The following is a 21,351-nucleotide window of genomic DNA, read 5'->3' on the forward strand; positions in this document are numbered from 1 at the left end:
TGCGGCTCACTGTCATGCTGCGGCTGTCACAGCGCGGCTCACTATAGCGTCGGCGTCGCCGAGACGGCCGCGGCCGCCCGCGACCGGGCCCGGGCCCGGTACAGGGACACGGCCGGCACCAGGGAGCCGAGGGAGACGACGACGATGACGGCGCCGAAGATCTGGAAGGTCTGCACCGCTCCCAGACGACGGACGGCGAACCCGGCGGCGACGGCGGGCAGTGAGATCGCGGCGTAGGCGACGATGTAGAAGGCGGCCATGACCTGAGCGCGCCGGTCCGGCGGCGCGGCGGCGCCGACGGTGCGCAGCGAGCCGAACATCCCGAAACCGACGCCGACGCCGATCACCACGCTGGCCACGACGAACAGGGCCGCGCTGCCGGCCGACAGCGACCAGGCCATCAGCGCGATGCCTGCGGTGAGCGCGAGCGCCCCCCAGGCGATCTGGACGGCCGGGGCCCGCCTCCGCGCGATCAGCGGCGGCACCGCGGAGGCGCCGCCCAGGGCCAGGATGGCCAGACCGGCCGCGAGCCGGCTCTGGGTGTGCAGCAGAGCGGGGGCGAGCGTCCCGACGAGCCCCAGATAGAGGCCGATGATCGACCAGGTGCAGGCGATGCCGAGGCCGGCGAGCGTGAAGGGGGCGATGATCTGCCGTGGGACGCCGGGGGCGGCGATCCGGAACCCGGTGCGGGACTCGCCGGTCACGGTCTCGGGAACCCCGAGCATGCCGAGCAGCAGGACGACGATCAGTACGGCGAGCACGAGGAACGGGGTCACCAGCGGTCCCGGCGCGTACTGCACGAGCACCGCGCCGAGCAGGCCGCCGACCCCGACGCCGAGGGCGCTGGCGACGACGTTGTAGCGGCTGGCCCTGCCGGGGTCGCCGCCCTGGTGCAACTCCAGCAGGGCCGCGCCGGACGCGCTGATGGCGATCCCGGTGGCCAGGCCCTGTACGGCGCGGGCGGCGAACAGCCAGCCGGCGCCGGGCGCGCACATGAACACCGCCATCGAGACGAGGAGGCCGGCCAGGCCGGCGCTGATGACCGGCCGGCGGCCCCAGGTGTCGGAGACCCGGCCGAAGGCCAGCAGCGAGACCAGCACTCCGAAGCAGTACGTGGCGTAGATGAGCGTCACGGTGGAGGTCTGCAGGTGCCATTGGGCCGCGTAGAGCCTGTACAGCGGGGACGGCAGGGCCGATGCGGCGAGGCAGAGCCCGATGACCCCTGCGGTCAGCGCGAACGCGGGCCGGGGTCCCAGCCGCCTCGCGGGCGGAGCAGCGGAGGTGTCGTTGTTCACGCTCATCAGCCTGGCCGGGTGCCCGGCGCCCGGCCAGTGGCAGAACTGCCTGCCTACATCAAGATCCTGCCGCTACCGTGGAGGCATGAGAGCCGGCACGGGGGTCGTGGCCCTCGCCGTCACCGCGGACATGCCGATGTTCGAGCTGTCCATCGCCTGCGAGATCTTCGGCACCGACCGCCGCGACCTCGCCGACCCCTGGTACGAGCTGCGGCTGTGCGCCGCCGAGCCGGGAAGGACGCGAACGCAGAACGGGTTCGTCCTGCACACCCCTTACGACCTGGAGGCGCTCGCCGCGGCCGGCACGGTGGTGGTCCCGGCGTTGCCGGCTGACGCCGTGCTGTCCGGTGCGCCGGTCGACCCGCGGCTGCTGAGGGCGTTGCGGGAGGCGCACGCGAACGGGGCCAGGATCGTCTCGTTGTGCACCGGCGCGTTCGTTCTGGCCGCGGCCGGGCTGCTTGACGGCCGGCGTGCCACGACGCACTGGATGTACGCCGACGTCCTCGGCGCGCGCCACCCTCGGGTGCGGGTCGATCCCGCCGTCCTCTACGTGGACGAGGGTGACGTGCTGACCAGCGCCGGCCGCAGCGCGGGGATCGATCTGTGCCTGCATCTCGTCCGGACCGACCTCGGCGCCGAGGTCGCCAACCAGGTCGCCCGCCGCATGGTCGTGCCCGCCCATCGGCCCGGCGGGCAGGCGCAGTACATCGAGGCCCCGGTGCCCCGCTCCGGCGACGACGGGCTGGCCCCGGTGCTGCAGCGGGCGATCGAGCACATGGATCAGCAGCTGACCGTCGCGCAGATGGCCTGCTGGGCCGGGGTGAGCGCGCGTACCCTGGTGCGGCGGTTCCACGACGCCACCGGCACCACGCCGCTGCGCTGGCTGCACGCTCAGCGGCTCGCGCGCGCCCGGCACCTGCTGGAGGCGACCGACCTGCCGGTCGAGCGGATCAGCCGGTTGTGCGGCATGGGCACCGCGGGCAACCTGCGCCACCACTTCACCAGGGCCGTCGGCGTGACCCCCATGGAGTATCGGCGGGCCTTCCACGGCCGGTCTCCGCTCGCCGGGTCGTCCGTCAGCAGCGCGAGGTCGTGTCGCTGATCCACCGCGACGTCTATGCCGTTCTGCGCCCCGGCTGGCCCTGCGCACCTCTCAATGAGGGCGCAAGCCGCCGGGTGGCAGGCCCGGCGGTCCGGGACCGCGAAGCGTTGACTTTGTCTCAAGGTATGACTCACTATGTTGCTACAAAGCTTGAGACAAAGGAGGCGCTATGACCGACGAATCGTTATCGGACGCCGACCGGCCGGCGCGTGCGGCCGATCTGCGACTGGCGAGCGAGTGGCTGGCCCGGCACGACCTGGCCGGCGCCCGCCCGACCCCGCTGCTGGCCGACCGGCTGGCGGCCCGCAGACGCGCCCGCCTCGCCGCCCACCTCATCCTGGCCGTGCTGATCATCGCGAGCGCGCTCGCCGCGTCCTACGACCGGCTCGCCAGTTCCGCCTTCGGCGGCTTCCAGCCGCATCGACCGCTGCCGCTGCTGGCCCTGACCGCGTCGGTGGCCGGGCTGCTGCTGGCACAGTCGCTGCTCGACTGGTGGGTGCGACGCGTCGACCAGCGGGCGGGCGCGTCGCTGTCCCGCAGGGCCGCCCATCTGATCCAGCCCGGCTGGCGGGCCGTGCTCGGCCGGCCGTACGCCGTCTTCGCGGTCGCCACGTTCGCCGGTGCGATGGTGCTGGCCGGGAGTGCCCTGGCCGTTCCCGACCCCACCGTGCGGCAGCTGGCCGTCGTCCTGCTGATCGGCCTGCTCGGCGTGACGGCCATCATCGCCATGCAGCTGCGCCACCTGCTCAGGCGCCCGGTCGTGGCGGAGGACGAGGAGTCGCTGACCGCCGACGTCATCATGCGCGTCGAGGACGCCCGCGACCTCACCGTGCCGAGCGCGCAGTGGTCGCTGCCCATGGTGCTGCTGTTCGGCACCGCGCCCGCCTGGTGGAGCGCCGCTGCGGTCGCCTACCTGATCCTGGGCCTGGTCGCGTGCGTCGCGCTCCATGCCAAGACGCCGTCGAGCGCGACGGTGGCCCGGCGGGCCATGAGCGTCCGATGATCGTCATCGACGCGGCCTCGCCGGTGCCGCCGTTCGAGCAGCTGCGGGCCCAGCTCGCCCGGCAGATCCAGGACCGCACGCTTGCCGTGGGTGCCCGGCTGCCGACCATCCGCCACCTCGCGGCCGACCTCGGCCTGGCCGTCAACACGGTCGGCCGGGCCTACCGGGAGCTGGAGGAGGCGGGGCTGATCGAAACGCGCGGGCGGGCGGGCTCGTTCGTGTCGGCCGCCGGGGAGGAGGGCCGGGAGCGGGCCCGCCGGGCCGCCGCCGACTACGCGGCCGTGATAGCGAGCGTCGGCATCGACGCGGGCGAGGCGATCCGCATCGTACAGGCGGCTCTGGCGTCCGGCACGGCAGCACCGGCCTCGTCATGACCGCGACCCGGCCGCGGAGTCACGCCGCCGGGCGCGCGACGTCGGCGTAACGGCCGATCAGCGTAGTGGTGCCGTACTGTCCCGTGAAGCATGGTGAGCCGTTGGTGCTGGTGCACCCGCGCTTGGCTGTCAGGATGGCTGGACTCGGTCGAAGAGGGCAAGCGCGTCGGCGGGGTCCGGGCTCACGAGGCGTTCCAGGCCGGCCGTCGTGATCTTCGCCCACCTGCCGGCCCGTGCCCACATCTGTTCCTCGAAGGCGCGGACGGCCTCGTCCAGATCTCCACGGCAGGTGGCGATGGACTCGGCGAGTTCGGCGCCTTCCAGCATCGCGAGGTTCGCGCCCGCCCCCAATGGGGGCATCAGATGGGCGGCGTCGCCCAGTAGCGTCACCCCGGGGACGTGGGTCCAGGTGTGGGACACGGGCAGGACGTAGAGGGGGCGGTGGACGAAAGCGGTGCCGTGGCGGAGGAGGTCGAGGACGGGAGCGGCCCAGCCGTCGAACAGTGCCAGCAGGCTCGATCGCACGGCTTCGACGTCGGCCGGGTCCAGGTCCGTGTGCCAGTCCAGCGGCGCGCGGAACTGGGCGTACACCTTGACGTGGCCGCCGCTGTTGCGCTGGGCGACGAGACCTCGGTTCACCCCGTACACGGCCACGGAGCCGTCGCCGATCAGCCGGGCGAGGCCGGGGTGGCGGGTGTCGACGTCGTCGAGGGAGGTTTCGACGTAGGTGACGCCGGTGTAGTGCGGCGTCACCGAGGAGACTGCCGGGCGTGTCCGGGACCAGGCGCCGTCCGCGCCGACCACGAGGTCGAACGTCTCCTGTCGCCCGTCCGCGAAGTGGACCGCAACGCCCTCCCGGGTCCCCGGCACCACCTGCGTCACGCTCCGCCCCCACTGAACGTCGAGAGGGCCGAGCAGCAGGTCACGGAGTTGCCCGCGGTCGATCTCGGGATTGGCCCGGTCATCTGGACGGGGCCGCCAGTCGCGCAGGACGGTGCCGTCCGTGTCCAGGATGCGCATGGCCTGCCCCTCGGGGCGGGACAGCGCCTGGAACTCTGTCAGCAGCCCCGCCTTGTGCAGCGCGAGCTGGCCCATCCCCTCGTGCAGGTCCAGCGTGCCGCCCGGGGGGCGGGCATCGGGGGCGGGATCGCGTTCGAGGACGGCGACGGGGTAGCCGTGGCGGTGCATGACGCGGGCGAAGGTAAGGCCGGCCGGGCCGCTCCCGACCACGGCGATACGGTGTCTCATGTCGATACACCGTATTTCCCTAATACGGTGTATCGCAACAGTACGATGTAGCCCATGACCGTGTGGGACCGGCCGGAGCCGCCGACTCGACCCGCCCCGCTCGATCGCGAGCGGATCGTCGCCGCCGCCATCGCGCTGGCCGACGAGGGCGGGCTGGAGGCGGTGTCGTTGCGCAAGGTCGCCGCCCGGCTCGACGTCGGCCCGATGCGGCTGTACGGATACATCTCCACCAAGCAGGAGCTGTTCGACCTCATGGTGGACGAGGTCTACGCCGAGATCCTCCCCCAGGAGCAGCCCGGTGACTGGCGTGAGGTGCTGCGCGCCCTCGCCCACCGCACCAGACACGCCGCTCTCCGGCACGAATGGCTGGCCGACCTGCTCGGCGGCCGCCCGGCCCTGGGCCCGAACGCCCTCGCCGTGGGCGAGGCCACGCTGGCCGCCCTGAACAGCCTCGCCGACATCGACACCGCCATGCGCGCGGTGGAGACTGTCAGCGCCTACTTCACCGGGGCGATCAGGCGCGAGATCGCGAGCCTGCGGGCCGAGCGCGCCACGGGCCTGTCGAAGCACGACTGGCAGCGCGCCTCCGGCCCGCGGCTGACAGGGATGTTGGCCACCGGTCGCTTCCCGGCGCTGACCAAGGCCGTGTACGACGGCACGGACGTGGACGCCGAGGCGTCCTTCGCGACCGGCCTGGAGTGGGTCCTCGACGCCGTGGCCGCCAAACTCACCCGGCCGCCGGTATGACGCTTAAAGCGAGCTCGGGGCCCGGTGCCCATAGGGCCGTGAAGGCCGCCCTCTACCGGCAGCCGGCGGCGCGGGCGAGGAACAGGGCGCGCTCCCGCTCGTTGCCGGTCAGGGCCGCCGCCCGCTCGAACTCCCGCCGCGCCTCGTCCGTACGGCCCAGCCGGGCCAGCAGGTCTCCGCGTACGGCGGGCAACTGCGGGTAGCCCCGAAGGGCCTTGTCGGCGGCGACGGCGTCGGCGACCTCCAGCCCCCGGGCGGGGCCGTCGGCCATCGCGACCGCGACGGCGCGGTTCAGCTCCACCACGGGGGAGGGTGAGACGTGGGCGAGCACCCGGTAGAGGGCGGCGACGCGCTCCCAGTCGGTGTCCTCGGGGCGGGGCGCGCGGGCGTGGCAGGCGGCGATGGCGGCCTGCAGGGCGTAGGGGCCGAAGGCGCCGCCGAGCGACTCGGCCCGCTCCAGCGCCCGCAGGCCGCGGCGGATCAGAAGCCTGTCCCACAGCCGCCGGTCCTGGTCGGGGAGCAGGACCGGCGCGCCGCCGGGCCCGGTGCGGGCGCGCAGACGGGAGGCCTGCAGCTCCATCAGCGCGGCCAGGCCGTGCACCTCGGCTTCGCGGGGGAGCAGGCCCGCGAGGAGGCGGCCCAGGCGCAGCGCCTCGTGGCAGAGGTCGGGGCGGGTCCAGTCGTTTCCGGCCGTGGCCGAGTACCCCTCGTTGAAGATCAGGTAGACGACCTCCAGCACGGACGCCAGCCGCTCGGCCGGCGCCGGCATCTCGAACCTGACGCCCTTGGCGGCCAGGGTGCGCTTGGCGCGGACGATCCGCTGCGCCACCGTCGGCTCGCCGGCCAGGAAGGCCCTGGCGATCTCCCCGGTGCTCAGGCCTCCGAGCAGGCGCAGGGTGAGCGCGACGCGGGCGTCGGTCGTCAGCGCGGGGTGACAGGCGGTGAAGATGAGCCGCAGCATGTCGTCGCGGATGTGGTCATCCATGTCGGCGTCCGGGTCCGGTTCCGGCCTGCTCTCGATGTCGCGCCCGATCTCCTGGAGCTTGCGCTCGTAGCGGCTGCGCCGCCGCAGGTGGTCGATCGCGCGGTGCTTGGCGGTGGCCATCAGCCAGGCGCCCGGGTTCTCCGGCACGCCCGCCTCCGGCCACTGCTCCAGCGCGATGAGCAGCGCGTCCTGGGCGAGTTCCTCGGCCAGGACGACGTCGTCGACGAGGCGGGCCAGCCCCGCGACGAGCCTGGCGGATTCGATCCGCCAGACCGCCTCGATCGCGCGGTGCGCCGCGAGCAGCGCGTCGGTTCCCGTCGTCGGGGAGCCGGGCATCGGAGAGCCGGTCATCGGGGTGCTCAGGCCGGCGGGGCGAAGTCCTCGGGGCCGAGCACCTTGACCACTTCGGCCTCGCCCTCCCAGCCTTCCCACAGGTCACGGTGCAGGCGCATGAAGCGGGCGGTCCACTCGACCGCCTCCTCCTTGGTCCGCACGTCGTACAGCGCGTAGCTGATCAGCTCCTTGGACTCGGCGAACGGGCCGTCGGTCACCTTCAGCTCGCCCTCGGCGAGCCGTACGGTCGCCCCGGACGTGCTGGGGGCGAGGCCGGCGGTGTCGAGCAGGGCCCCCGCGACGGCCGCCTCCTGACCGAGCTTCGCGATGGCCTCCATGAGGTCCGCGGGCGGCGGGGTGGCGGGCTGGCCGGCCCTGAGCAGAACCATGTATCGCATCGTTCGTCTCCTTCCGGTCTTGATCTATCAGGTGCTTGTGGGACGTGTCAGGCGTTTCGGTACGCGTGCGCGGCCAGAGCGCTGATCCAGGCCCAGCCGAGCACCACGGCGGCGGTGAAGGCGAGGTTGGACCAGGCCACGCCCGCGGCGGAGACCATGGACAGGAAACCGGCGGCGAACAGCGCGCCGGTCATCCGCGAACTCCACGCCCAGGCCGCCCGCCCGCGCCGGGCGAAGCGGCGGGCCAGGACGAAACAGGCCGCGACCAGGCAGGTGAATCCCACGCCGCCGGAGGCGAGGTGCGCGACGCCGTGCCAGGTCACCTCGCCGCCGGGCACGCCCCGGGGGAAGCCCTGAACCGGGTCGGCGCGGAAGGCCCCGGCCGCCAGCAGGCTCAGGCCGTAGACGGCCAGCAGGCGGGGAGCCCAGCCGCGGCCATGGGCCCGGCGCAGTCCCACGGCGAAGGCGATGGTCATCGCCCCGGCCAGGACGAGGTTCGTGATGTGGATCCAGCCGAGGTCGCCGTTGGCGAGCAGGCTCCAGGCGTGCCGGGTCAGGTCGAATCCGTCACGGGTCAGAGCCTCGGTCAGCGACACCCCGGCGTAGACCGGGCCGGCGATCACGCCGTATCCCAGCAGGCTGCGGGTGAGGCTGGTCTCGCGGTCGCAGGGGCGGGCGGCGGCGCGGGCGTGAGCGGTGGTGGCGGTCATGGGGGTCGTCCCTTCGTCCGTGGGCCGGTCCCTCACCGGCCCTTCACCCACTCCTCGAACGGGACGCCTCAGGATCGACATCTCTCCCGGATTTCTTCCAAGATTTTTTCCCGGGGGTCCCTCGCGTCGCGGCCGTTGTGATGCCATGAGCGGTGTGCAGGCCCTCCGGGCCGGCCACGTGCACCGCGGCGGCGACCTGCCGCGGCGTGATCGCCGCCGCGCGGGTGACGCCACCTGGGTGACGGCACCTGGGTGACGGCAGGGTTCGCCACCATCGCCGCCGGCCACTACTGGCGCCGGCCCGAACCCGCGGAAAGGGAGCGTCCCCATGACGAAGGTCCGGTTCACCCACATCGGGGGCCCGACCGTGCTCATCGAGGTCGACGGCTGGCGCCTGCTGACCGACCCGACCTTCGATCCCCCCGGCCGGACCTACGCCTTCGGGTGGGGAACCTCCTCCCGCAAGCTCGCCGGTCCCGCCGTCGCGCTCGACGAGCTGCCCCCCATCGACGCGATCCTGCTCACCCACGAGCAGCACGGCGACAACCTCGACGACACCGGCCGGACCCTGCTGCCGGACGCCGGCACGATCGTGACGACCTCCTCGGGTGCCCGTTCCCTGCCGTACCCGGCCCGTGGCCTGCGAGCCGGGCAGGCGACCCGTCTGCAGGACTCCGGCCGCCCGCCCATCGACATCACCGCCACGCCCTGCCGGCACGGACCCCCGTTCAGCAGGCCGATCGTGGGCGAGGTCGTCGGTTTCGCACTCACCTGGCCCGGGCAGGAACACGGACCGCTGTGGATCACCGGAGACACCGTGTATCACCGGGCGCTTCGCGACACGGCCGCCCGCCTGCGGCCCGGGACGGTCCTGCTCCACCTGGGCGGCGTCGGCTTCCCGATCACCGGGCCCCTGCGCTACACGATGACCGCCAGGCAGGCCGTCCGCCTGCACGAGGCGATCAGCCCGCGCACCGTGCTGCCCGTTCACTACGAGGGCTGGCAGCACTTCCGCGAAAACCGGGAGGGCATCGAGCGGGAGCTCGCCGCCGGCTCGTCCACCCTCCGTGAAAGCCTCCGCTGGCTGCCCAGGGGTGCCCCGGCCGACGTCGTCGTATGAACGGAAGGGGCCGTGCGCCCGGTCAGCGGGGCGATCCGCATGGGATACGTTCTAGCTGGGTGCCGTGACGGCGGCGAGCCGGCCCACCCGCGGACACCCATGGAACACGAGGAGATCAGGCACGTTGCCCGATACGCACGACCCCGGGGACGCCCGGGCGGACGCCCCCGCGGGCCCCGGCGGCCGGCGGACCGGCCTGCGGGCCGACTGCGCGAACTGCTTCGGGCTGTGCTGCGTCGCGCTGCCCTTCGCCGCGTCGGCCGACTTCGCGATCACCAAGGACGCCGGGCGGCCGTGCCCCAACCTGCAGGCCGACTTCCGATGCGGCATCCACGCGCGCCTGCGGGACAGCGGTTTTTCCGGCTGCACCGTCTACGACTGCTTCGGCGCGGGGCAGCAGGTCTCGCAGGTCACCTTCGGCCGCAGCTGGCGCGACGATCCATCGGCCGCCGCCCGGATGTTCGAGGTCTTCCCGGTCGTGCGGCACCTGCACGAGCTGCTGTGGTACCTGGACGAGGCGCTGTCCCTGCCGGTGGCCCGCCCGATCCACGCGGAGCTGCGCGGCGCTTTCGAGGAGACCGAGCGCCTGACCACCGGCACCCCGGACGACCTGCTCGGCGTGGACGTCGCCGCCCACCGCGAGAAGGTCAACGTGCTGCTGCTGCGCACGAGTGAGCTGGTGCGGGCGTCGGCGGGGGGCCGGGCCCCCGAGCACAGGGGAGCCGATCTCATCGGCGCCCGGCTGAGGAAGGCCGACCTGCGCGGGGCCAATCTGAGGGGGGCCTATCTCATCGGCGCGGACCTGCGCGGGGCCGACCTGCGCGCAGCCGACCTCATCGGGGCGGACCTGCGCGGGGCGGATTTACGCGGGGCCGACCTCACCGGAAGCGTCTTCCTCACCCAGGTCCAGGTGAACGCGGCCAGGGGAGACGACGCCACGAGGCTGCCCCCGGCCCTCACCCGCCCGGCGCACTGGTCGGGTCAGGCGGCCCCGGCCGCCGCCGCCGCGGCGGGCCGGGCCTCCACCCGCCGCCCGCGCCCCCGCCGCGGGCGCGGGCGCGGATAGCCTCCGGGCCCGCCGGCACACGCCGGAAGCCGGGCGGTCCGGCGGCACCGGGATTCGGCGACATTCAGGCGAACGCGGCGCGGTGATCGTATGCCCAGGTGGAGAACGTACGGGGCGGACGACCGAGCACGCGTTCCACGTCCTTGGTGGTGATGGCGTTGCCGCCTTGTGCGACCAGTCTTGAGCCGTTGACCGCGATCTCGGCGAAGGCGGGATCGACGCCCGCGGCGAGCATCTGCTTCTCGTACACATCCAGCGGTACGTCGGTGGCCGTGATGCGGCGTCCGATGGTTTCGCCCAGGATAGTGGCCTGGTCGGGGACGCTCAGCAGTTCTGGCCCGGTCAATGTGAGCACGCCGCCCGCGTGATCGTCGGAGGTCAACGCCCGCGCGGCGACTTCGGCGACGTCACGAGGGTCGACGACGCCTTGCCTGCCGGTCCCCGTCGTGTTCGGGACCGGCTCTCCACGGCGGATGTGACCGGCCCAGCGCAGCGTGTTGGAGGCGAAGCTGGACGGGCGCAGTAGCGTCCATCGCAGGCCGCTCGCGCGTACGGCCCGCTCTCCCGGCAGATGCCAGTCCCCGACCTTGACCTCGGTGTCCCGGCCCGTGCCGACGGCCGACACCTTCACCACCTTGCCGACACCGGCGGCACACGCGGCGGCCAGCATCGCCTCGTCATGCTCGGGCAGCCGCGGCCCCGGGGCACTGAGCAGGAAGAGCGCCTCCGCCTTGTCCGCCGCCCGCGCCAGGGAATCGGGCTCGCCGAAGTCGCCCCGCACGACCTCCACGCCCGGTGGCGGCGTGATCGTTGCCGGGTCTCTGGTCATTGCCCGCACTCGCGCACCCATGGCCGCCAGCAACCGGAGCGTCTCACTGCCGATGGTGCCCGTCGCACCTGTCACGAGGATCATGGTCACCACCATGTCAGCGCAGGTGCCGCGAGCTATAGGAACTTTCGGCACGGTCGGCGTGCCGAGCGCCGCTGGGTAACGTGAGGCCGTGACCCTCGAAGTCCCGATGCCCGTGCCGGTCCCGTTGCGGTGGCTGGTCAGCGAGATCACATCTCTGAGGGCAGGCGTACCGGCCGAGCGGACGCCGCTCGTCCACGTTCCGGACGCCGACACCTCGCTGATCTTCCGGACGACATCGGCGCGGCGCAGCGCTCTGCTGGTGGCCGGCCCCCGCACCCGCGCCTCCTACCATGTGGGCAAGGACTTCCCGCTCTGCCTCAGGCTCAGGCTGCGCCCCGGCGCCGCCCGGCTCCTGCTGGGAGTCCCGATGACCGAGCTGGTCGACCGGGTCGTCGACCTCAAGGAGCTGTGGGACGGCGCAGCGGGGCTGACCGCCGAGCCGGGAGACGACGTGAGGCGCGTCCTCCGGCGTCTTCAGTCGGCGTTGCCGGCGCGGATCACCGCCCAGTCCAACGCGGACCTGGCCCGCGGCGCGCTGGTGCGCGCAACCGCGCAAGCCTTGCGTGACCAGGCGGGGCAACAGCGCGAGCCCATCGCCGTCATCGCCCGGCGGCTGGCCGTCAGCGAGCGTCATCTGCGTGATCTCGTCCGCGACGGCATCGGCGTGCCGCCCAAGCGCCTCGAGCGCATCGAACGCGTCCGCCGGGTGCTCGCCCGCGGCGGAGCCCGCACCGCGCGCTGGGCGCAGCTCGCCGCGACCGCCGGCTTCTACGACCAGTCCCACATGTCCGCCGAGTTCCGCACCCTGATGGGCGTGCCTCCGGCCGCCTTTTTCGCGGGCCGTTTCCCCTCCCTCCAGCCATGCTGACCGGCGATCCCGCAGAGGGGAGAGCACAGGCGTCACGACCGGCTCGGCGCGACCCCCGTCGGCCGGTTGAGAGCGGCGGCGAGATCGTCCAGATGCGCGGACACCGGGCCGAGCGTGAGCACCCCGCTGCCCGCCCCGGCCAGCTCGCCCGCCGCGGGCAGCAGCGCGGCGTGGGCGCGTTCCATGGTCGCGCGGTCCCCGAGCGTGAGGGCCGCCCGGGCGGCCAGGCACCACAGGGCCTCCGTCAGCAGGTCGGGCGGCGGCTCGGGCAGGGCGCGCAGCGCCTCGGCCGCCTCCGCGCGGCGGTCGCGCGCCAGCAGCACCACAGGCCCGGCCCACGGCGCGTACGGCCCCCAGCCGGCATGTCCGACATCGGGCGGGGGCTGTCCGTGCCGCAGGCGCAGGCACAGCAACGCGAGCGGCAGCAGGCCGCGCTCCATGCCGGGCATGCCGGCGCCGTCCAGCCGGGCGGCGGCCTGCCGGTAGGCGGCCTCGGTCTCCTCCAGCGTCGCCCGCCCGGACGCGTCCAGGCGCAGCGCCCGATACCACGTGGTGAACACGCCCACGAGGGGCCGCTCGTGCCGTACGGCCAGGTGCTCGGCCTCGGCGGCGTGGGCGTCGGCGGCCGTGAAGTCCGCGAGCGCCGACCTGGCCTGCATCCGGATGAGACGCCCGAGCACTTCGAAGGTGACCAGGCCGTGCCGGGCGGACAGCTCCACCAGCTCGGCGCCGATCTCGTCGCGGCGGGCGGCCAGGCCCGTGCGGTGGAAGGTCTGCATGAACAGGCCGCTCAGCGCGAACGCCAGCAGCGCGGGATCACCCAGGCGTCGGGCGATCTCCTCGGCCTGCCGCGCCGCCCGCCGCCCGTGTCCGGAGCGGTCGCCGCGTGACTCCAGCGCGATCGTCGCCAGCAGGCGGGCCCGGGCCGCCTCGTGGCCGGCGGCAGGGTGACCGGCGGCAGGGTGATCGGGGGCCAGCGCCGCCAGGGTGCGCCCGGCCGCCGCGACGATCCGCGCCGCCTGCCCGGGGTCGTCGGACCTGGTCCAGATGGCCGGGACGTCGAAGGCGCCGATCACCCGGGCGGTCAGCTCCGCGTCGCCCAGCTCTTCGGCCGCCTCGACCGCGGCCACGCGGTGCTCGCCGGCCGCCCGCGGGCCGCCGCCCCCGGTCACCGCGAGATCGCGCAGCAGGCCTGTCGTGGACTCCAGGCGGGCCCGCGCCCCGGAGGCGACCGCGCGGTCGTAGGCGGCGGTCGCCTCGGCCCAGACCCGTTCGGCGGAGCCGCGCACCGGTGAGTCGAGGTGATCGGCCTGGCGCAGGATGTCGGTCTCCAGGCGGCGCAGTGCCGGGCCAGGGTCCACTCCCAGCTCGTCCACCAGCAGCGTCCGCGCCCGGCGCAGTACGGCCAGCGCGTCGCCCTGCCGTCCGCTGCGGTACAGCGCGAGCGCGAGCAACCGCCAGGCATCCTCCCGCCACGGGTGCCCGGCGGCGTGCGCGTCCAGGTCGGGCACCACCTCAGCCGCCCGTCCCAGGGCCAGCAGCGCCTCGGCCCGGCGCTCGGCCGCGTGCAGCCGCAGCTCGGCCAGACGGGAGCGCTCGGCGCGGACCCAGTCCTGGTCGGCGAACTCCGCGTACGCGGGGCCGCGCCACCATCCCAGCGCCTCCTCCAGCCGTGCGAGCCCGTCGTGCGGGGGCAGCGCCGCTGCGGCGGTCACCGCGTGCTCGAAGCGCCAGGCGTCCACCGCGTCGGCGCCGGCCCGCAGCGCGTACCCCGGTCCCTCGGTGACCAGCAGCCGCGCGGGGGCGCGGGGCGGCCGGTCGGGTTCCAGCGCCCGGCGCAGCGCCGCCACGAACGTCCGTACGGCCCCGACCGCGCCCGCCGGGGGTTCCTCCCACAGGTCGTCGACGAGGCGGGTGACCGGGACGACGCGGCCTCGGGCGACGATCAGCCGGGCCAGCACCGCGCGGTGCCGTGGCCCCTTCAGGGCGATCGCGTCGCCGGCGCCGTCCCAGGCCGTCACCGGCCCCAGCACCCCGAATGCGACCTCCACCCGCGGCCCCCTCCCCACCTGGCCTCACGTCACGGTAGCGCGCTCATCGGATGCTCATTCACGCCCGGCAGCCTGAAGGCATCTGATCCCGCACAGAAAGGGGCGCACCATGGCGCCTGTCCTTCCCGGTTTCGACTACCTCCGCGTGCCGGTGGCCGACGGTGTCGCGCTGAACGTCGCCGTCGCCGGGTCGGGGAGCCCGATCGTGCTGCTGCACGGCTTCCCCCAGACCCACCTGATGTGGCGGCACGTCGCCGCCGACCTGGCCGCCGGCCACACCGTGATCTGCCCGGACCTGCGCGGCTACGGCGCCAGCGACAAGCCGGCCGAGGCCGGTCGGGAGACCTATTCCAAGCGCACGATGGCCGCAGACGTCGTCGCCCTGGCCCGCGCGCTGGGACATGAGCGGTTCGCGCTGGCCGGGCACGACCGCGGCGCGCTGGTCGCCTTCCGCGCCGGGCTCGACCATCCGGCGGCGATCAGTCACCTGGCCTGCCTCGACGTGCTGCCCACGCTGGACATGTGGGAGGTGATGCACGGCGTGGGCGCCGCCGTCGGGTTCCACCTGTACCTGATGGCTCAGCCGCCCGGCCTGCCCGAGCGGATGATCGATGCGAGCGCCGACGCCTTCTTCGGCCATTTCCTCGACGTCTGGACCCGCGACCGTGGCGCGATCCCCGCCGACGTACGCGCCGCCTACCTGGAGGCCTGCCGGGCCGCGGTGCCCTCGATCGTGGCCGACTACCGTGCGTCGGCGGGGATCGACGTGGACCACGACCAGGCGGACCGGGAGGCCGGGAACCGGCTGCGGATGCCGGTGACCGTGCTGCAGCAGGACTGGGGGGCCGCGCTCGGGTACGACGCCGTGGCGCTGTGGGGCGCCTGGGCCCCCGACCTGGTGCACACGACGGTCAAATCCGGGCATTTCATGGCCGAGGAGGACCCGGCCGGTGTCGCCGGGGCGCTGCGGGCCCTTCTCACCCGCTGAGCTCCCGTCGTGGTCGAATCGGCGGCCGGTCATCGTGTGCAGATGCCGCGGACGCCGGTCGGCGACGTCGATCTCGTGCCGCTCGTGCAGCACGCGCACGGCGTCGGCAGCCGCCAGCGCAACTCGTGGGCGGCCAGCCGGACGAACGGCGGCGGGACGGCTTCACCGGACGGCACAATGGCCATCATCATAATGATCAAACTGGATTGATTGATTCTGGGCCATGGCAGTCACGAACGCACCGGCGCAGCCGGACGCGGGCCTGTGAAGGGGGCGGGCCGCCCCCTTCACAGGCTCACACCGGGTTCAGGCGGTACGCCGGAGCGTGCGGCGTACGGTCAGACCGGCCAGGGTGAGGGACGCGGCGGCCAGGATGGCGGCCTCGGACCACTGGAAGCGCCAGAACCGCGACGGCGGGTGGAAGTAGACGGCGAAGCGGTAGCCCTTGCCGAGCAGGCACCGCTCGAAGGCCTGCTCGTTGCGGTCGCTCGACGGGGCGTCCGGCAGACGGGGGCACACGCCGGAGGGCGGACCGGCCAGTTCCCGGCCGGAGGGGTCGATCCACGCCTCGCCCACCAGCCGTCCGTCGGGCCCGGCCCTGGCGACGGTGTCGGACAGCTCGGACAGCACCGTCCGGACCGGCGGGGCGTAGTGGTCGCTGAGGGTGAACAGCAGGGGCATCGTCACCGCGATCCCGGCCACGACCACCGCCATCGCGGGCAGCGTGCGGCGCAGCAGCGCGCCGGCCGCGGCCCCCAGCGTGAACGCGTACAGCCACCAGGCCGCGGGGGCGACGCCGACCATGTTGAAGGTGCCGATGTTGCCGAACACGTCGTGCCGCGACAAGGCCGGTCGCCACAGGGAGACCATCGCCGACAGCAGCAGTCCCGCGCCCGCCGCCAGGGCGCCCAGCATGACGAGCTTGACCGTCAGCCAGCGGCGGACGGAGACCGACTGCGTCCAGGCAAGCTTGTGCGTGCCGTGCTCGTATTCCCGGCCCAGCAGCGGCGCACCCCAGAAGGCGCCGATCAGCGCGGGAGCGAGCAGCGGCATCCATCCGAAGATCGTGTAGACGGCGTCGTACCTGTCGTCGAGCGCCGCCGCGAGGTCGCCGCAGGCGGGGCCGGGGCCGGGGCAGCCGGGCGGAGCGTGACCGGCGACGTACAGGCGCGCCTCCACGGCCGAGCCGAGCAGGAGCAGGCCGAGCACGCCCAGCAGGGCGGCGGTGATCAGGATCTGCGGCCGGTGCTGCCGCCAGGTGAGCCAGGTCACGCCCGCACCGCCGTCGGCCGGGGGAGCGCGGTCGCGTCCGGGGTGCGCAGGTAGGCCATCACCAGTTCCTCCAGACCGGGCGGCCGGGCGGTCCATCTCGGGTCGGGCGGTGGCGCGTCGCGCACCAGCAGCCGCACCTGCCTGCCGGTGCGGCTCGCCTCGACCACCCGCGCCCGCGCCGCCAGGCCGTCGGCGAGCTCGGCGGGCCCGCTCAGCACCGTGTGCTCCGCGAGCAGGTCGTCGATGTCGCCGCTGACCTGTACCCGGCCGCCGTTGAGCACGACGAGCCAGTCACAGGTGTCCTTCAGGTCGGACACGACGTGGGAGGAGAACAAGACCGTCAACGACCGCTCGGCGACGGCGCCCATCAGCGCGCGCAACACGTCGTGCCGGGCCAGCGGGTCGAGGTTGGCCAGCGGTTCGTCCAGCACCAGCAGGTCGGGGCGCCGGGCCAGGGTGACGGTGAGCGCGACCTGCGCCTGCTGCCCGCCCGACAGCGAGCTGGTCTTCCGGTCGAGGGGAATGCCCAGCTCGGCCAGCCTGTCGCGGGCGTAGCCGTCGTCCCAGGTGGGGTTCAGGCGGCGGCCGAAGGCGAGCATGTCGGCCACGGTGAACGTGCCATACAGCGCCTTGTCCTGGGACATGAAGGCGACCTGGCCCGCGACCTCCACGGTCCCCGTTCCCGGCGCGAGCAGGCCCACGACCACGTGGAGCAGGGTGGTCTTGCCCGCGCCGTTGGGACCCACCAGAGCGGCGACCCGGCCGGGCGGCACGGCCAGCGAGCAATCGCGCAGCGCCCAGGCGCCGGGCCGTGCGAAGCGGCTGTAACGGACGCCGAGGCCGGTCGCCCGAAGAGCGATGCTCACGCCGTCTCCTCCCCGGCCGCCTCTGCGGGCGTCACATCGGACGTCGCCAGGTCGAACAGCGTCCGCATGTCGTCGCGGTCGAGGCCCGCCGCCCGGGCCCGCCGTACCCACGCGTCCAGCTCGTCGCGGAGCGCGGTCTGGCCGGCCAGCCGGGCGCCGCCGATCGAGCGCTGGACGAAGGTGCCCAGCCCCGGCCTGCCTGCTACGAGGCCCTCGCGTTCCAGTTCGCGGTACGCCTTGAGCACCGTGTTGGGGTTGATCGCGAGGGCCTCCACGACCTCGCGGGCGGTCGGCAGCTTGTCGCCCGGCCGCAGCGCGCCCACGCGCAGTGCCTGCCGGACCTGCTGGACAAGCTGCAGATAGGTCGACACCCCCGAGCCCCGGTCCAGATGGAATTCGATCACGTCGTCATCACCATTCCACTAATTGAGTAGTGGAATGGTGTTATTGGTGGTGGGGTTCTGTCAACAGGCGACGTCGGCGGGCGGCAGCGTCCCGGTGGTGAGGAAGGCGTCGACGGCGCGGTTGAGGCAGGCGTCGCCGAAGGACGGGTACGGCGCGTGGGTGTGGGCGTCGACGGTCACCATGCGCGAGCCGGGGATGCGCGCCGCGACGGCGCGGCTGTTGGCGATCGGCACCGCCACATCCCGGAGGGCGGCCGTCACCAGGACCCCGGGCGCGCGGTTGGCCGACAGCCGCACCGGCTCGTCCTTGATCCGGGGCCAGAAGGCGCACGGCGTGATGTTGGCGTTGGCCGGCCCGAACAACGGATACCGCGCGCTGTAGGAGGCGAGGTCGCGCAGGTAGTCGCGGGCCTCGTGCGGCCAGGGGCCGTCCCCGCACCGGTAGGCCATGTTGGTCGCGGTGTGGTTGTCGGCGGGGACGCCCGGCACCCCGGCGGGCGGCAGCGGCCGGAGGGGGAACGGCACGAACGGCTCCCGCCCCGCGGCGAGGTCGGCGAAGGCCGCCGCGACCAGACCGAAGGAACGCTCGTCGTAGATGCCCGCCACCAGCAGCGTCCCCAACTCGCCCGAGGTCCAGGCGTGGCCCGCGACGACGATCGGGGCCGTGGCGGCGCGCCGGATGAGTCCCGTGACGGCGTCGGTGACCTCCCGCGCGGTCGCGCCGAGTCCGTAGTCGGCGTTCCGCTCGGCCGTCCAGGCGGCGAAGGCGGCCGTCCCGGCCTCGAACGCGGGGGTGCGCGCCAGCTCGTACGGCCGCCCCGCGGTGTCCGGGTTCGGCGGGCTGTCCAGCACGAACCTGTCCACCCTGCCAGGGAACAAGGCGGCGTAGACCGCCCCGAGCATCCCCGCGTACGATCCGCCGAGGTAGGAGATCTTCTCCTCGCCGAGCGCCGCCCTGATGACGTCCATGTCCCGGGCCGCGTTCGCCGTCGTGGCGTACGGCAGCGCCCACCCGGCGACGCGTACGCAGTCGCGGGCGTACGCGCGGGCCTCGGCCGCGTCGCCGAGGAAGCTCCCGGGGGCGGCGGTGCGCACCCAGTAGCCGCCGGGCTCCTCCACGCTCTGCCCGCAGCCGATGGGCGTGCTCCGCTCGACGAAGCGGATGTCGAAGCCGATCAGGTCGTAGCGCGCCCGCACCTCGGGGGACAGCTGGGGCGCCAGGGTCGACGGCAGTGGCACGCCCGGCCCGCCGGGTCCGCCTCCTGTGGTGAGCAGCACGCCCCGTCGGCGGGCCGGATCGGTCGCGGGCAGCCGCGAGATCGCGATCGTGATCGTCCGCCCGTGCGGACGGCGGTGATCCAGCGGCACGGTGACCTCCGCGCAGCGCAGGGCGGGGTCGTCGACTCCCGCGCAGTCGCCCCAGCGCAGGTCCTGCCCCCTCGGCCGCCCGGGACGTCGCCGCGGGTCCTGCCGCGGATTCTCGCCCGGATTCGGCTGTGGTGCGAAGTCCGCGGCGCCCTCCACGCCCTCCACGCCCTCGACGCTCTGCACTCGCGCCGTCGCCGGGGCCGCCGCCACCGGCGAAAGCAGCACGGCCGATGCCACAGTGGTCGCCGCGATCGCCGCGAGCCGCGACGCGCCTGCCCAGTACGCCATGCCGCACACACTGATCAACGGGAGTCGCTCGCGCCAGCGGCCGGCCTCCGCATACCGCACGGAGGGGGGAGTGCGTGCTGCTCCGGGGCACGGACCCCGGCGCCCGCGCGTGAAACTTTCGCCCATGCCGCCGGCGTGACAGGACTCGCCCGCTCCGGCACAGTCTCCTGCACAGCGAGCGGGCAGGACGTCTCTCGTGTTCACCAAGTGTGTCCGGATCGGGCGGCCGGCTCCGACGTCCATGGTGGAGCGGCGCGACGAAGGCGCCCGGCGGAGAGGAACAGACCGTGAAATACATGATCATGCTGTACGGCTCGCAGCAGGACTACGACGTCCTGGCGGGACGGCCGGGCGGCGGGCCCGTGTGGTCGGCCGACGACGTCGCGGCGATGCACGCGTTCATGGCGGAGTGGAACGACGACCTGGTGAAGTCCGGGGAGTTCGTCGACGCCCAGGGACTGACCGCCCCCGTCCACGCACGCAGGATCCGGCTGCGTGAGGGCGTCCCCGTCGTCACCGACGGCCCGTACGCCGAGACGGAGGAGGTCCTGGCCGGCTACACGATCGTGGAGTGCGACGGTTTCGACCGGGCCACGGAGATCGCCGCACGCCTGGCGCGCACTCCGCATCCGCAGGGCGCGGCGCTGGCGCACGAGTGGTACGTGGACGTGCGCCCGATCGCCGGCTCGCCGGCCGAGCTGGAGCTGTGACGACGCCGGGAGAACAGACCGAGGACCTGCTACGCCGGCTGGCGCCGCGGGTCCTCGGCGCGGTCGTGCGCCGATACGGCCACTTCGACACCGCCGAGGACGCCGTGCAGGAGGCGCTGCTCGCCGCCGCCGGCCGCTGGCCGCGGGACGGCCTGCCGGACAACCCGCTGGGGTGGCTGGTCACCGTCGCCGGCCGCAGGCTCACCGACCTGCTGCGCGCCGAGCAGGCCCGGCGCAACCGGGAGGACGTCGCCGGCAGACGGGTGCTTGCCGAGTGGCGGCTCGCGCCCGCGGCGGACCTGTCCGCGGCCGGGGCCGACGACACGCTGATCCTGCTGTTCTTGTGCTGCCATCCCGCGCTGCCGCCCGCCTCGCAGATCGCCCTCACCCTCCGTGCGGTCGGCGGCCTGACCACCGCGCAGATCGCGCGGGCGTTCCTGGTGCCGGAGGCGACCATGACCCGGCGCATCACCCGGGCCAAGCAGCGCATCAGGGACAGCGGTGTCCCGTTCGGCATGCCCGCGAGTGCCGACCGCGCGGCGCGGCTGCGCGCGGTCCTCCACGTGCTCTACCTGGTCTTCACCGAGGGGTACGCGGGGGAGACCTGGCCCCTCCGGGAGGACCTGACGACCGAGGCGATCCGTCTGGCCCGCGTCGTCCACCGGCTGCTGCCGGACGACGGTGAGGCGGCCGGGCTGCTCGCGCTCATGCTGCTCACCGAGGCCCGCCGCGCCGCGCGCACCGCCCCTGACGGCACGCCGATCCCGATGGCCGAGCAGGACCGCGCCCTGTGGGACGCCGCCCGCATCGCCGAGGGCGTGGCGCTGGTCGACGCGGCGCTGTCGCGGGGAGCGCCCGGGCCGTACCAGATCCAGGCGGCGATCGCCGCCCTGCACGACGAGGCGCCGAGCGCGGAGGCGACCGACTGGCCGCAGATCGCCGCGCTGTACGCGGTGCTGTCGGGGATGTCGGACAACCCCGTGACAGCGCTGAACCACGCGGTCGCGGTGGCGATGAGCCGGGGCCCGCGGGCGGGGCTGGACCTGCTCGGCGGCCTGGAGGGCGACGAACGGCTCGCCCGCGACCACCGCCTGCCCGCGGTTCGCGCGCACCTTCTGGAGCTGGCGGGGGAGCGGGCGGCGGCGCGGGAGGCCTACCTGGCGGCGGCCCGGCGGGCGGCGAGCCTGCCGCGCCGGCGCTACCTCAACGCCCGCGCCGCCCGTCTCGACGACGACCCCTGAC

At 74.0% G+C, this 21,351-nt stretch carries 22 protein-coding genes; 11 read left to right on the forward strand and 11 right to left on the reverse strand.

The features are described 5' to 3' along the window. Positions 1–41: 41 nt before the first annotated feature. Positions 42–1,295: an MFS transporter gene (locus ACQPZZ_RS19195; RefSeq protein ID WP_432933897.1), complete on the reverse strand. Its 1,254-nt coding sequence runs from the start codon at positions 1,293–1,295 to the stop codon at positions 42–44. Between the two features lie 85 nt (positions 1,296–1,380). Between ACQPZZ_RS19195 and ACQPZZ_RS19200 the strand changes: the two genes are divergently transcribed. The 3 genes from ACQPZZ_RS19200 to ACQPZZ_RS19210 all read left to right on the forward strand — a co-directional run bounded on the left by ACQPZZ_RS19200 (position 1,381) and on the right by ACQPZZ_RS19210 (position 3,774). Then, positions 1,381–2,397 (forward strand): helix-turn-helix domain-containing protein, encoded by a 1,017-nt coding sequence (locus ACQPZZ_RS19200; protein ID WP_432933899.1) that lies wholly within the window; start codon positions 1,381–1,383, stop codon positions 2,395–2,397. A gap of 169 nt (positions 2,398–2,566) precedes the next feature. Continuing rightward, positions 2,567–3,400 (forward strand): hypothetical protein, encoded by an 834-nt coding sequence (locus ACQPZZ_RS19205; protein ID WP_432933901.1) that lies wholly within the window; start codon positions 2,567–2,569, stop codon positions 3,398–3,400. Then, entirely contained in the window at positions 3,397–3,774 is a 378-nt protein-coding gene (locus ACQPZZ_RS19210; RefSeq protein ID WP_432933903.1) for a GntR family transcriptional regulator, read from the forward strand. The genes ACQPZZ_RS19205 and ACQPZZ_RS19210 overlap by 4 nt, the downstream gene beginning before the upstream one ends. Positions 3,775–3,903: 129 nt before the next feature. On the opposite strand, the gene ACQPZZ_RS19215 is transcribed toward ACQPZZ_RS19210, so the two are convergent. Then, positions 3,904–5,022: an FAD-dependent oxidoreductase gene (locus tag ACQPZZ_RS19215; protein ID WP_432933905.1), complete on the reverse strand. Its 1,119-nt coding sequence runs from the start codon at positions 5,020–5,022 to the stop codon at positions 3,904–3,906. Positions 5,023–5,076: 54 nt separating this feature from the next. On the opposite strand from ACQPZZ_RS19215, the gene ACQPZZ_RS19220 reads away from it, so the two are divergent. After that, complete coding sequence (locus tag ACQPZZ_RS19220; protein ID WP_432933907.1) at positions 5,077–5,769, forward strand: TetR/AcrR family transcriptional regulator; 693 nt, start codon at positions 5,077–5,079, stop codon at positions 5,767–5,769. A gap of 52 nt (positions 5,770–5,821) precedes the next feature. Here the strand turns inward: ACQPZZ_RS19220 and ACQPZZ_RS19225 are convergent, their stop codons facing one another. Genes ACQPZZ_RS19225 through ACQPZZ_RS19235 form a run of 3 tightly spaced genes read right to left on the reverse strand, consistent with a single transcriptional unit; the run spans position 5,822 to position 8,195 of the window. Next, positions 5,822–7,105, reverse strand: a complete 1,284-nt coding sequence (locus tag ACQPZZ_RS19225; protein ID WP_432933909.1) for an RNA polymerase sigma factor — start codon at positions 7,103–7,105, stop codon at positions 5,822–5,824. Between the two features lie 8 nt (positions 7,106–7,113). After that, entirely contained in the window at positions 7,114–7,485 is a 372-nt protein-coding gene (locus ACQPZZ_RS19230) for a YciI family protein (protein WP_432933910.1), read from the reverse strand. Between the two features lie 47 nt (positions 7,486–7,532). Continuing rightward, positions 7,533–8,195 carry a DUF998 domain-containing protein gene (locus ACQPZZ_RS19235; RefSeq protein ID WP_432933912.1) on the reverse strand — a complete coding sequence of 221 codons (663 nt, stop codon included), beginning with the start codon at positions 8,193–8,195 and terminating at the stop codon, positions 7,533–7,535. A 328-nt stretch (positions 8,196–8,523) separates the two neighbouring features. Between ACQPZZ_RS19235 and ACQPZZ_RS19240 the strand changes: the two genes are divergently transcribed. Both ACQPZZ_RS19240 and ACQPZZ_RS19245 read left to right on the forward strand, forming a co-directional pair. After that, positions 8,524–9,315, forward strand: a complete 792-nt coding sequence (locus tag ACQPZZ_RS19240; protein ID WP_432933914.1) for an MBL fold metallo-hydrolase — start codon at positions 8,524–8,526, stop codon at positions 9,313–9,315. Positions 9,316–9,439: 124 nt separating this feature from the next. Then, complete coding sequence (locus ACQPZZ_RS19245; RefSeq protein WP_432933916.1) at positions 9,440–10,381, forward strand: pentapeptide repeat-containing protein; 942 nt, start codon at positions 9,440–9,442, stop codon at positions 10,379–10,381. A 64-nt stretch (positions 10,382–10,445) separates the two neighbouring features. Here ACQPZZ_RS19245 and ACQPZZ_RS19250 read toward each other — a convergent pair whose 3' ends face one another. Next, complete coding sequence (locus tag ACQPZZ_RS19250) at positions 10,446–11,294, reverse strand: NAD(P)H-binding protein (protein WP_432933918.1); 849 nt, start codon at positions 11,292–11,294, stop codon at positions 10,446–10,448. 88 nt (positions 11,295–11,382) lie between these two features. Between ACQPZZ_RS19250 and ACQPZZ_RS19255 the strand changes: the two genes are divergently transcribed. Further along, complete coding sequence (locus ACQPZZ_RS19255) at positions 11,383–12,162, forward strand: helix-turn-helix domain-containing protein (protein ID WP_432933920.1); 780 nt, start codon at positions 11,383–11,385, stop codon at positions 12,160–12,162. Between the two features lie 32 nt (positions 12,163–12,194). On the opposite strand, the gene ACQPZZ_RS19260 is transcribed toward ACQPZZ_RS19255, so the two are convergent. Next, entirely contained in the window at positions 12,195–14,213 is a 2,019-nt protein-coding gene (locus tag ACQPZZ_RS19260; protein WP_432933922.1) for a BTAD domain-containing putative transcriptional regulator, read from the reverse strand. Between the two features lie 109 nt (positions 14,214–14,322). Here ACQPZZ_RS19260 and ACQPZZ_RS19265 point away from each other — a divergent pair, with 109 nt between their 5' ends. Continuing rightward, the gene (locus tag ACQPZZ_RS19265; RefSeq protein ID WP_432933924.1) at positions 14,323–15,201 is read left to right on the forward strand and encodes an alpha/beta fold hydrolase; all 879 of its coding nucleotides are present in this window, start codon (positions 14,323–14,325) and stop codon (positions 15,199–15,201) included. 9 nt (positions 15,202–15,210) lie between these two features. Then, positions 15,211–15,411, forward strand: a complete 201-nt coding sequence (locus ACQPZZ_RS19270; protein WP_432933926.1) for a hypothetical protein — start codon at positions 15,211–15,213, stop codon at positions 15,409–15,411. A gap of 96 nt (positions 15,412–15,507) precedes the next feature. Here ACQPZZ_RS19270 and ACQPZZ_RS19275 read toward each other — a convergent pair whose 3' ends face one another. The 4 genes from ACQPZZ_RS19275 to ACQPZZ_RS19290 are packed head-to-tail and all read right to left on the reverse strand — an operon-like array spanning position 15,508 to position 19,399. Next, the gene (locus tag ACQPZZ_RS19275; protein WP_432933928.1) at positions 15,508–16,473 is read right to left on the reverse strand and encodes a hypothetical protein; all 966 of its coding nucleotides are present in this window, start codon (positions 16,471–16,473) and stop codon (positions 15,508–15,510) included. Further along, positions 16,470–17,339: an ABC transporter ATP-binding protein gene (locus ACQPZZ_RS19280; protein ID WP_432933930.1), complete on the reverse strand. Its 870-nt coding sequence runs from the start codon at positions 17,337–17,339 to the stop codon at positions 16,470–16,472. Before ACQPZZ_RS19280 ends, ACQPZZ_RS19275 begins: the two co-directional genes overlap by 4 nt. Then, a complete protein-coding gene (locus ACQPZZ_RS19285; protein WP_432933932.1) occupies positions 17,336–17,743 on the reverse strand; it encodes a GntR family transcriptional regulator in 408 nt (135 codons plus the stop codon). Before ACQPZZ_RS19285 ends, ACQPZZ_RS19280 begins: the two co-directional genes overlap by 4 nt. A gap of 60 nt (positions 17,744–17,803) precedes the next feature. Beyond that, positions 17,804–19,399: an alpha/beta fold hydrolase gene (locus ACQPZZ_RS19290; protein WP_432933934.1), complete on the reverse strand. Its 1,596-nt coding sequence runs from the start codon at positions 19,397–19,399 to the stop codon at positions 17,804–17,806. Between the two features lie 296 nt (positions 19,400–19,695). Between ACQPZZ_RS19290 and ACQPZZ_RS19295 the strand changes: the two genes are divergently transcribed. Both ACQPZZ_RS19295 and ACQPZZ_RS19300 read left to right on the forward strand, forming a co-directional pair. After that, positions 19,696–20,109 (forward strand): YciI family protein, encoded by a 414-nt coding sequence (locus tag ACQPZZ_RS19295; protein ID WP_432934445.1) that lies wholly within the window; start codon positions 19,696–19,698, stop codon positions 20,107–20,109. Continuing rightward, positions 20,106–21,350, forward strand: coding sequence for an RNA polymerase sigma factor (locus ACQPZZ_RS19300; protein WP_432933936.1), 1,245 nt, complete (start codon positions 20,106–20,108; stop codon positions 21,348–21,350). The genes ACQPZZ_RS19295 and ACQPZZ_RS19300 overlap by 4 nt, the downstream gene beginning before the upstream one ends. Position 21,351 lies beyond the last annotated feature (1 nt).

It is taken from the genome of Microbispora sp. CA-135349, from assembly GCF_050947365.1.
GTDB lineage: Bacteria > Actinomycetota > Actinomycetes > Streptosporangiales > Streptosporangiaceae > Microbispora.